The following is a 9,661-nucleotide window of genomic DNA, read 5'->3' on the forward strand; positions in this document are numbered from 1 at the left end:
CCTCGGCCTGCAGATCCGCGATCACGCGCACGAGATCGTCATACGACGGACACCGGCGGCTGGAAGCTCCCACGGACAGACCAACGAACCGATCACCCCCAGGTCACACCACCTCGTGAGCAGTCACCTGAGGCGAGCCAGCCAGGGCCGGTCGGCATAGCGGACGGGCCGGGGCGTCGCGTCGGACGTCGCGTGGGGCGTCGCGTCTTCGGCGGCGGGCGCGGGCATCGTCTCGACGACGGGCGCGGGCCGGGGCGTCGACTCGGGGGCGGGCCCTGTCATCGCGTCTCCCACTTCTGCTGGAGGTGGTTCATGTTCGTCAGCCAGCGGTCCGGGTCGCCGGCCCGGGCGGCGTGGTAGTCGGCCACCTCGGGGTGCGGGAGGATCAAGAACCGGCCCTTCTCCATGCCGTCGAACAGGGCGTCCGCGACCACTTCCGGCTCGATCGCGGTCGGCGCCAGGACGAGTTCGCCCGCCGAGCCCGCGGCGGTCAGCATGTCGGTGCGGACCCCCTGCGGGCAAACGGCGTGGACCTGGACGCCTCGGTGGCGGTAGGTCAACGACAGCCATTCCGCGAAGGCGAGGGCACCGTGCTTGGTGACACTGTACGGCGCGGCCCCGATCATCGTGAGGAGTCCGGCGGCGGAGACAGTGGACACGAACCGACCGCTCCCCCGCTCCAACCACTGCGGCAACAGGGCGCGGGCGGCACGGACGTGCGCCATCACGTTGACGTCCCAGGCCGCTTCCCAGACGGCTTCGTCCACGAAGGCGTCGCCGCCCGAGGCGAGGCCGGCGTTGGCGCAGTAGACGTCCACGGCGCCGCCGAGGGCCTCGCGGGCCCGCTCCACGATCGTCGAGGCGTCGCCGGGGACCGCGATCGCGCGGGCGCCGATCCCGTCGGCGACGGACGCGGCCTTCGCGGGGTCGAGGTCGTTGACCACGACCGTGGCCCCCTCGGCGGCGAAGCGCCGCGCGAGGGCGGCTCCGATGCCGCCGCCCGCTCCGGTGACGACGACTCGCTGGTCCTGGTACGCGCTCACGTGGATCACCTTTCGACGCTGACGACGGATGCGGACGGACCCGGGCGGGGTCCGATCCGATCCGGACGGATCGGGGGCAGACTAACCAGTCGGTATGTCGGGACGGAAGGGGTCGGCGGCCTAGCGTGTCCGGATGACGCTGTCGCGACGCGGGGTACTGGGACTGGCCGGAGCCGTGGGGGCCATGGGGAGTCTGGGCGCGGTGGCGCCGGACTCCCCGACGGCGGTCGGCGCGAGCGCGCGGGTGCGGACGGGGTGCGAACAGCTCGCCGCCGACGGGTACGCGGCGTTGGCCGGACAGCGGATCGGGGTGGTCACCAACCCGACCGGGATCACCGCCGACGCGCGCCACCTGGTGGACGTCCTGCACGCGGACGAACGGGTCGACCTGGTCGCGGCGTTCGGGCCCGAGCACGGCTTCCGGGGCACCGCGCAGGCGGGTGGTTCGGAGGGCGCCGGCCGGGACCCGGCCACGGGGCTGCCCGTGTACGACACGTACGACAAGAGCGGTCGGCAGCTCGCGGACGTGTTCACGGCGGCCGGTGTCGACACGGTGGTCTTCGACATCCAGGACGTCGGGGCGCGCTTCTACACCTACATCTGGACCCTCTACGACTGCATGCGCGCGGCCGCCCTGGCGGGCAAGGCGGTGGTGGTGCTGGACCGGCCCAATCCGGTGGGCGGGGTGCGGGCGGCCGGACCGGTCCTCCAGCGGCCGTACGCGAGCTTCGTGGGACGGGAGCCGATCGCGCTCGCGCACGGGATGACGGCGGCGGAGCTGGCCCTCCTGTTCAACGGCGAGTTCCTGAAGGACGGGCCGGTCGCGCTCAGGACGGTACGGATGACGGGGTGGCGCCGGGAGTCGTTCTTCGGGGCGACCGGGCTGCCCTGGGTGCCGCCGAGCCCGAACATGCCCACTGCGGACACGGCGCTCGCGTACGCCGGCACCTGCCTGTTCGAGGGGACGAACCTGTCCGAGGGGCGGGGTACCACGACCCCCTTCGAGGTGGTCGGCGCCGAGGGCGTCGACCGGCGGTGGGCGGAGGCGGCGAACGCGCTGGCGCTGCCCGGGGTCTGGTTCCGGGAGACGTACTTCACCCCGTCCTTCTCCAAGCACGCCGGGAAGGTGTGCGGCGGGGTCCGGCTGATCGTGCACGACCGCGAGGCATTCGACCCGGTACGGGCAGGAATCGGGCTGTTGGTCACCGCGCGGCGGACGTGGAGCGGCTTCGGTTGGCGGGCCGACCACTGGATCGACCGGCTGACGGGATCGGACCGGGTGCGCGCGATGGTGGACGCGGGGGCCGGGGTGGAGGAGATCGTGGGCGACTGGGCGGCCGGGCTGGCGCGCTTCGCGGCCCTGCGGGAGGGGTACCTCCTCTACCGGTGACCCGGCCGGCCGCGGGGCCGGCGGGCGGACGCGGCAGCGCGATGCCGGGGCCGTCGGGGCGGCGTGGAGGGGGGCGTCATGGCGGACATCGGCATGGTGGTCGCAAGCGGTGAAGGCGGCGGGAGCGGGGGCGCGGTCACGGCGGGGGTCGCGGCCGGGGTCGGGGTCGCCGCAGGGGTCGGGCCGGGCGTCGCGGTCGAATCGGAAGTCGCGGTCAGGTCGGGCGTCGGTGTCGGGCCGTACGCGGAACTCACCTTCGACGCCGACGGTGACGTGGAACGGGGCACCCGGGAGGCCGTGGCCCGGATCGAAGCCACCGACCTGCTGGTCTTCGCGCACGGCTGGAACAGCGACCGGTCCACGTCGACCCGCCTGTACGACCGCTTCTTCGCCCCGTTCCCGAACCTCGTGGGGTCAGGGGTGCGGCTGGGGTACGTGGGGGTGGTCTGGCCCTCGATACGGTTCTCCGACGAGCCGATACCGGACTTCGATCCGCCCGGCGCGCTCGCGGAGCCGGGCCTGGGCACGGCACTGGACCCCGCCACCCGGCGCGCGCTCGGGGAGTTCTGGCCGGACCGCGACGCGGAGCTGGACCGGATCGCCGAACTGCTGGAGGAACGGCCCGATTCCGCGGCCGCGTTCGTCGAGTTCGGCGCGCTGGTACGGGAGCTCGTCGGGGTGGACGCGGTGGCCACGCCGGCCGCCCTGGACGTGCCGGCCATGTTCGCCCGGGACGTCCTGGAGGTGTGCCGGGCGTTCACCGACGCGCTCGCGGAGGCGGACGCGACGCTGAGGCGCGACGCCGACGGTGTCGAGGCCGGAGTCGAGGCCGAGGGCGGGGCCGAGCGCGTGGTCGGGGGCGCGAATCCGATACTCGGCGGCGGGTTGCGCGCCCTGTGGAGCGGCGCGAAAGAGGTGCTCCGCCAAGCTACCTACTATCAGATGAAGAAGCGGGCGGGAGTGGTCGGCGAACACGGGCTGGGACCGGTTCTCGCGGAGCTCGCGCACCGCCGGCCGGCGCTGCGGATCCACCTCATCGGTCACAGCTTCGGGGCGCGGGTGTCGGCGTTCTCGCTGCGCGCGGTGCCGGACGGGTCGCGGTACGTGAAGTCCCTGACCCTGCTCCAAGGAGCGTTCTCCCACTACGCCTTCACCGACCGCCTCCCCCACGACGGGGACCGCGGCGGCGCCCTGCGCGGGCTCCAGCGGCGGGTGGACGGACCGGTGGTCGCCTGCCATTCCCCGTACGACACCTCGCTCCGGTTGTTCTATCCGCTGGCCTCCCGGATGGCCGGGGATTCGGCCGGACTGCTCGGTTTCGACGAACGCTGGGGCGCGATCGGGCACGACGGGGTACGGGCCGTGCCGGACACGCCCCGGCTGAGCCTCGACACGGTGCTGCGCGGCGGGCTGCCGGGGGCGGGTTGCGTCAGCGTGGACGCGGGCTCCGTGGTCCGGCGGGGCGGGGCACCGTCGGGGGCGCACAGTGACATCTGCCACGAGGAACTGGCCCGGGTCGTGGTTGCCGCGGGGCGCATGGGGCGCTGAGTTCCGGCCATGTGCCACCCGCACGCCTCGACCGCCCCCGCATGCGCCCACATTCCGCCGGGCATGTTGGGCACGTCGGGACGTACGACGACGTTCGACTAGTACGACGCCTCGACGTGGGCGCGGGGCGCGGCGGAGGTGAAGGTGCGATGGCGGGATTTCGAAGTTTGGCCTACCAGGTGCGCGATGCACGCAATGACCGGGCGTTGCGACGTCATTCGCTGCGCCGTTGTCTGGAGAGATTCGCGCCCTACGGGCACAGGGCGACGTGGTGGCATTTGTGCGACCGGCACGGGATCGCCCCCGAGGACCGGGGCGCCGATCCGCAGCGGCTGGTCGCCGCGTTGGAGGAACTGGAGGAGGCCCGCGCCGTCTGGCTGGAGTACGAGCGCCAGTTCGCGGAGCGGCGGCGGCGTGAGAAGCACCACGGACTGCGCCGGCCGGACTGGGCGTGGGGCGGGAGCGGGGACGCGGTGGTGCGGTGCGCGGACCCGGGGATCCGCCCGGACGGCACGCTCGGCGAGGTGTTGAGACGGCTGGTGCGGGCCTTGGAGTCGGAGCCGGGCACGGGGTGCCCGATCTGTGGGGAGCGGGAGCTGAGCTGGCCGCCCATCGGGGTGGGCCACGAGGCGTGGGCCGGCGCCTGGTCCTGGGACGGGCCGGTGTGCGGGGGCTGCGGGATCGTGGTTCCCAGACCGGCCCTCGCCGACGTGGGGTCGCTGGATCCGGCGTCGGCGGGAGCGGCGTGAGCGGGACGGACACGACGGGCCGGGCCCCGAAGGGCGGGAGCGGGGGCGTGGCGTCGCGGGTTGCGCTCCAGGTCGCGTTGAACGGCGGTCGGGAGGCCGCCGAGGGGGCGGCGGTACCGATGTCCCCGGAGGACCTGGCGCGTTCGGCGGTGGCCTCGGTCGCCGCCGGGGCCCGCGAGGTACTGGTGCACCCGCGGAGCCCGTGCGGCCGCGAGAGCCTCTCACCCCGGGTGGTCGGGCCGCTGCTGGAGGCGCTGCGGGGCGCGGGGGTCTCCGTACCGCTGTCCGTGCCGGCGGCCGTCGCGGCGGAACCCGATCCCGCCGCGCGGCAGGCGCGGGTCCGTTCCTGGCAGGTGCTGCCGGATCGCGCGGTGGTCCGTTTCACGGATCCCGGGGCGGAGGAGTTGGGCTTGGCCCTGCTGGCGCGCGGGGTGGCGGTGGACGCGGTGGTTCCGATGGGCGGCACGGCCGGGCCCGAGCCGCTGGGCCGGTTCCTGGCGTGGGCCGGGCCCGATCACGGCCGGGTCCGCCTCGCGGTGGAGCTGTCGGAGGCCGACCCGGCGCTGGTGGCGGGGTTGTGCTGGTTGCCGCCCGTGGAGGTGGTGCTGTTCGGGCGGGAGGCCGCCGCCTGGCCGGTGCTGCGGCTCGCCGCGCGGTGTGGTGCGGGAGCGCGGATCGGCGTGGGCGACGTGCTCGTCCTTCCGGACGGGCGGCCGGCGCGGTCCAATGCCGATCTGGTCGCGGCGGCCGTGGCCGAGGTGGAGGCGTCCCGCGCGGCCAGGGTGGCGGGAGGAGCGGCTAGAGCGACAGTCGGGAGCCGGTGAGGCGCTCGCCGAACACGTCGTCCGGGTTGGACAGCGCGCAGTTCTCCAGGGACAGGCAGCCGCACCCGATGCAGTCGGTCAAGTGGTCGCGCAACCGGCCGAGTTGTTGGATCCGGTGATCGAGTTCGGCGCGCCAGGCCTCGGACAGGCCGGCCCAGTCCTCGCGGGTCGGGGTACGGCCTTCCGGGAGTTGGGACAGCGCCTCGCGGATGCTGGCGAGCGGGATGCCCACGCGTTGGGCGGCCCGTACGAAGGCGACCCGGCGCAGTGCGTCTCGGGTGTAGCGGCGCTGGTTGCCGGAGGTGCGACGGCTGCTGATCAGGCCCTTGGCCTCGTAGAAGTGCAGCGCCGAAACGGCCGCGCCGCTGCGCGCGGACAGCTGACCGACGGTGAGTTCATGGACTTTCTCGGGAATCTGCGGCACCCGGCCGAGCGTAGTCGGCCGGACCGGAATCCGTTGACAGATACATGTGGCCACAGCATGCTGAGCAAGCGCTTATTCGCTGGTCAGTGAGAGGCAGGGGCAAGGCATGGCCGAACCGAGGATCTTCACGTCCGCCGAGGAGCTGCGCGCCGGGATCGGCGTTCCGCTCGGCCCGAGCGAGTGGCTGGAGGTGGATCAGAAGCGGATCGACCTCTTCGCCGACGCGACGGGCGATCACCAGTGGATCCACGTCGATCCCGAGCGGGCGGCCTCCGGGCCCTTCGGCACGACCATCGCGCACGGCTACCTCACGCTGTCGCTGCTGCCGAGCCTGGTGCCGCAGATCATGCGGGTCGAGGGCATGCGGATGGGCATCAACTACGGCACGAACAAGGTGCGGTTCCCGGCGACGGTGCCGGTCGGCTCGCGGCTGCGCGCAACCGCCGTGATCACGGAGGTCACCGAGGCGGGTGGCGGCGTACAGGTCGCGGCGACCGTGACGGTCGAGCGCGAGGGCGGCGACAAGCCGGTGTGCGTCGCGGAGTCGGTGTCCCGGTACTACTTCTGAGTCGGGGGCCGGGGCGCGGGTCGGCCACGGCCACCGGCTCTCGGGGGCGGTTTCACCGTGCGGTGGCACCGGGGACGGGTGTCACCGCGGGAGGGTCGTCACCGCGTCGTTCCGTGGTCGGGGCGCGTTCCGACCATGCGGAGCACGAGGTCGGAGTACAGCCCGCCGACCTCGTCGGGCGTGCGCGAACCGGTCACGTTGAACCAGCGGGCCACGTCGATGCACAGGGAGAGGACGGCGAGGGTGGTGCCGGGCACGTCGGGGACCTCGAACTCCCCCGCCGCGACCCCGTCGGAGATGATCCGGCGCACGGCCGCGTCGCTCTGTCGGCGCAGGGCCACGATTTCGGAGCGGTGCTCCTCGGCGAGGGCGTCGAGCTCGTACTGGACCACGCGGGCGGTGGTGTGGTGCGCGGCGTGCCAGCGCACGAAGGACCGCACGGCCTCGTCGAGCCGGTCGGCAGCGGTTCCCGGGCCGGACGCGGCCGTCTCCAGGATCTCCAGCGCCTTGTCGTGGCCGATCCGGCTGATCCGGTGGAGCAGCTCTTCCTTGGTCTTGTAGTGGATGTAGAGCGCGGCCGGGCTCATGCCGGCCCGGCCGGCGATGTCCCGGGTGGTGGTGGCGTGGTAGCCGCGCTCCGCGAAGGCCTCCACGGCGGCGACGAGCAGCCGCCGCGCAGCGTCGGGGGTGACCTCCGACCACGGCTGGTAGCCGCCGGTGTCCGCCGGGCTGTCCATCGCTCGCTCACCCTCTTCGCCTCGCGGAACCCGTGTCGCGGGATCCGTCGTATGGGAAGGGACACCCTACCGGAGGGGTGAGCAAGCGCTTAGCGATCCTGGGCGGCCGGGCCGGAAGCGGGCTTGGGCGCGAAGGGGTCGTAGCCGGTCATGAGCTTCTCCATCCGGGCCTGGTCGACCCGGGTGACGATCTGGGTGACCTCCTGCCGGTCACGGATCACCTTGGCGAGGGTGAAGGCCGAGGTGGTCAGGTAGAGCACGGCGATGCCGAGGAAGGCACGCACCCAGCCGTTCGCGTCCAGGTTGTAGATCCCCAGGGCCACGGCCGCCATGGCGACGCCGAAGGAGGCGACGGCCTGGCCGTAGTAGGCCCCCGTGTTCTGCTGCTTGACCGGTGTCTCGTTCATGGGTCCAGCTTCGGCGACCTTTGGCCCGCGCCACATCCGCGCGCGTACTCACGTACGTACTCAGCCGGCACAGCGGCTCAGAACGCCGAAACCCCCGTACGGGCACGGCCGATGAGCAGCTTCTGGATCTGGCTGGTGCCCTCGTACAGGGTCATCACCCGGGCGTCGCGCAGCAGTTTCCCGGCCGGGTACTCGTCGATGTAGCCGTAGCCGCCGTGGACTTGGAGGGCGTTGCTCGCGGCGCGCACGGCGGCCTCGGAGGCGAAGAGCTTGGCGGTGGAGGACTCCGTGGCGAAGGGCTTCCCGCGGTCGATCAGGTCGGCCACCCGCCAGGTCAGCAGCCGGGCGGCGTCCACGTCGACCGAGATGTCGGCGATCAGCTCCTGGACCAACTGGTGGTGGGCGATGGGCTTGCCGAACTGCTCGCGCTGAGCGGCGTACGAGACGGCCGCGTCCAGCGCCGCCTGGGCGATGCCGACACAGCCGGCGGCGACCGACATCCGCCCCTTGGCGAGGGCGGACATGGCCACGGAGAAGCCCTTGCCCTCGGGCCCCAGCATCGCGGAGGCCGGTACGCGGACACCGTCGAGGGCGAGTTCGGCGGTGGCCTGGCCGCGCAGGCCGAGCTTGCCGTGGATCTCGCGACGGGTCAGGCCTGGGCTGTCGGTGGGCACGAGGAAGGCGGAGATCCCGCGGTGGCCGGGCTCGTCGTTGGTGCGGGCGAAGAGCAGGACCACGTCGGCCCAGGTGCCGTTGGTGATGAACATCTTGCTGCCGCTGACGACGTACGTGTCGCCCTCGCGGCGGGCGCGGGTGTCCAGGTTGCCGGCGTCGGAGCCGGTCCCGGGTTCGGTGAGACCGAAGCAGCCGAGCGATTCGCCCGAGCACAGGCGGGGCAGCCAGGCCTGCTTCTGCTCCTCGGTGCCCCAGGTGGCGACGGTCTTGGCCACCAGGCCGAGGGAGACGGAGACGATGCCGCGCACGGCAGAGTCACCGCGGCCGAGTTCCTCGGTGACGAGCACGTAGGCGAGGTGGTCGCCGCCGGAACCGCCGTACTCCTCTGGCACGGTCAGGCCGAGGAAGCCCAGGTCGCCGAGCTTCTCGACCAGGGACCGGTCGACGCTCTCGGCGCGGTCCCACTCGGCGGCGTACGGGACGATCTCCCGTTCGGTGAACTCGCGGGCGAGCCGCCGTACGGCCTCCTGCTCCTCGCTCAGCTCCAGGTTCACCGGGCACCTCCGGGCGGTCCGGCGCAGGTTAACTAGCACCGGTAGTTTATGGCGGGCAGGCCCTACTATGTGGCGCATGGCCAGACCGCGCAAGCCCCTCCTCAGCAGAGACCGCATCGTCGAGGCGGCGGGCGCGCTCGTGGACGCGGAGGGCCTGGAGGCGGTGTCCACGCGCCGGCTGGCCGCAGCGCTCGGGGTCAGCGGGCCTTCGCTCTACAACCACTTCCGCACCAAGGACGAGATCCTGGACGCGGTGGCGGATGCGGTGAGCGCCCGAGTCGACTTGTCGATGTTCGACGCCGAGGACGGCCGGGGTTGGCGGCTCGCGCTGCACGACTGGGCCCATTCGTACCGAGACGCCCTGTCCGACCATCCGAACATCGTTCCGGTGCTGGCGCGAGGGCCGGGCCGCCGTCCGGCGGGGCTCCGGGTGGCGGACGCCGTCTTCGGCGCGATGACGGAGGCCGGGTGGCCGCCGGCCCACGCGACGCGGATCGGCGCGCTCATGCGGTACTTCATCCTCGGCTCGGCGGTGGGTTCCTTCGCCGGGGGTTTCGTGGACGATCGCGCCGCGTACGACCCGTCGGACTACCCGCACCTCGGCCAGGCCCACCTGCTGGCCGAGCGGCAACACGAGGTGGACGAGGGCGCGTTCGAGACGGGGCTGGCGGCGCTGCTGGACGGACTGGCGATCCGGTACGAGGCGCTGACGGGCACGCCCTGACGGACGGCGGGGCGGCGG

Annotated in this window: 12 protein-coding genes; 6 read left to right on the forward strand and 6 right to left on the reverse strand. The window is 73.1% G+C overall.

Annotation, left to right across the window (positions count from 1 at the left end):
• Positions 1–123 precede the first annotated feature (123 nt).
• Together OTB19_RS40025 and OTB19_RS40030 are read right to left on the reverse strand one after the other, a co-directional pair.
• Positions 124–282: a hypothetical protein gene (locus OTB19_RS40025; protein ID WP_267803729.1), complete on the reverse strand. Its 159-nt coding sequence runs from the start codon at positions 280–282 to the stop codon at positions 124–126.
• A complete protein-coding gene (locus OTB19_RS40030) occupies positions 279–1,052 on the reverse strand; it encodes an SDR family oxidoreductase (RefSeq protein ID WP_267803731.1) in 774 nt (257 codons plus the stop codon). The genes OTB19_RS40025 and OTB19_RS40030 overlap by 4 nt, the downstream gene beginning before the upstream one ends.
• Positions 1,053–1,176: 124 nt before the next feature.
• Here OTB19_RS40030 and OTB19_RS40035 point away from each other — a divergent pair, with 124 nt between their 5' ends.
• From OTB19_RS40035 to OTB19_RS40050, 4 genes are all read left to right on the forward strand, one after another.
• Positions 1,177–2,433: a DUF1343 domain-containing protein gene (locus OTB19_RS40035; RefSeq protein WP_267803732.1), complete on the forward strand. Its 1,257-nt coding sequence runs from the start codon at positions 1,177–1,179 to the stop codon at positions 2,431–2,433.
• A gap of 78 nt (positions 2,434–2,511) precedes the next feature.
• Positions 2,512–3,981 carry a serine-threonine protein kinase gene (locus OTB19_RS40040; RefSeq protein WP_267803733.1) on the forward strand — a complete coding sequence of 490 codons (1,470 nt, stop codon included), beginning with the start codon at positions 2,512–2,514 and terminating at the stop codon, positions 3,979–3,981.
• Between the two features lie 149 nt (positions 3,982–4,130).
• The gene (locus tag OTB19_RS40045; protein WP_267803735.1) at positions 4,131–4,730 is read left to right on the forward strand and encodes a hypothetical protein; all 600 of its coding nucleotides are present in this window, start codon (positions 4,131–4,133) and stop codon (positions 4,728–4,730) included.
• 47 nt (positions 4,731–4,777) lie between these two features.
• Positions 4,778–5,554, forward strand: coding sequence for a 3-keto-5-aminohexanoate cleavage protein (locus OTB19_RS40050; protein WP_267803737.1), 777 nt, complete (start codon positions 4,778–4,780; stop codon positions 5,552–5,554).
• Here the strand turns inward: OTB19_RS40050 and soxR are convergent.
• Entirely contained in the window at positions 5,529–5,978 is a 450-nt protein-coding gene (gene soxR / locus OTB19_RS40055; RefSeq protein WP_267803739.1) for a redox-sensitive transcriptional activator SoxR, read from the reverse strand. The genes OTB19_RS40050 and soxR overlap by 26 nt on opposite strands.
• 106 nt (positions 5,979–6,084) lie before the next feature.
• Between soxR and OTB19_RS40060 the strand changes: the two genes are divergently transcribed.
• A complete protein-coding gene (locus OTB19_RS40060; protein WP_267803740.1) occupies positions 6,085–6,546 on the forward strand; it encodes a MaoC family dehydratase in 462 nt (153 codons plus the stop codon).
• A 98-nt stretch (positions 6,547–6,644) separates the two neighbouring features.
• Here the strand turns inward: OTB19_RS40060 and OTB19_RS40065 are convergent, their stop codons facing one another.
• The 3 genes from OTB19_RS40065 to OTB19_RS40075 all read right to left on the reverse strand — a co-directional run bounded on the left by OTB19_RS40065 (position 6,645) and on the right by OTB19_RS40075 (position 8,919).
• Positions 6,645–7,283, reverse strand: coding sequence for a TetR/AcrR family transcriptional regulator (locus OTB19_RS40065; protein ID WP_267803741.1), 639 nt, complete (start codon positions 7,281–7,283; stop codon positions 6,645–6,647).
• 89 nt (positions 7,284–7,372) lie between these two features.
• The gene (locus OTB19_RS40070) at positions 7,373–7,690 is read right to left on the reverse strand and encodes a YiaA/YiaB family inner membrane protein (RefSeq protein WP_267803742.1); all 318 of its coding nucleotides are present in this window, start codon (positions 7,688–7,690) and stop codon (positions 7,373–7,375) included.
• Between the two features lie 77 nt (positions 7,691–7,767).
• Positions 7,768–8,919, reverse strand: a complete 1,152-nt coding sequence (locus OTB19_RS40075; RefSeq protein ID WP_267803743.1) for an acyl-CoA dehydrogenase family protein — start codon at positions 8,917–8,919, stop codon at positions 7,768–7,770.
• A 76-nt stretch (positions 8,920–8,995) separates the two neighbouring features.
• Here OTB19_RS40075 and OTB19_RS40080 point away from each other — a divergent pair, with 76 nt between their 5' ends.
• Positions 8,996–9,643, forward strand: a complete 648-nt coding sequence (locus OTB19_RS40080; protein ID WP_267803744.1) for a TetR/AcrR family transcriptional regulator — start codon at positions 8,996–8,998, stop codon at positions 9,641–9,643.
• The last annotated feature ends 18 nt before the right edge of the window (positions 9,644–9,661 follow it).

The sequence above is a fragment of the Streptomyces sp. H27-H5 genome (assembly GCF_026627505.1).
Taxonomy (GTDB): Bacteria; Actinomycetota; Actinomycetes; order Streptomycetales; family Streptomycetaceae; genus Streptomyces.

Coding starts and splice junctions, on each gene's coding strand:
- OTB19_RS40025 (WP_267803729.1), bottom strand. CDS start 282: ATGACAGGGCCCGCCCCCGAGTCGACGCCCCGGCCCGCGCCCGTCGTC.
- OTB19_RS40035 (WP_267803732.1), top strand. CDS start 1,177: ATGACGCTGTCGCGACGCGGGGTACTGGGACTGGCCGGAGCCGTGGGG.
- OTB19_RS40040 (WP_267803733.1), top strand. CDS start 2,512: ATGGCGGACATCGGCATGGTGGTCGCAAGCGGTGAAGGCGGCGGGAGC.
- OTB19_RS40045 (WP_267803735.1), top strand. CDS start 4,131: ATGGCGGGATTTCGAAGTTTGGCCTACCAGGTGCGCGATGCACGCAAT.
- OTB19_RS40060 (WP_267803740.1), top strand. CDS start 6,085: ATGGCCGAACCGAGGATCTTCACGTCCGCCGAGGAGCTGCGCGCCGGG.
- OTB19_RS40065 (WP_267803741.1), bottom strand. CDS start 7,283: ATGGACAGCCCGGCGGACACCGGCGGCTACCAGCCGTGGTCGGAGGTC.
- OTB19_RS40070 (WP_267803742.1), bottom strand. CDS start 7,690: ATGAACGAGACACCGGTCAAGCAGCAGAACACGGGGGCCTACTACGGC.
- OTB19_RS40080 (WP_267803744.1), top strand. CDS start 8,996: ATGGCCAGACCGCGCAAGCCCCTCCTCAGCAGAGACCGCATCGTCGAG.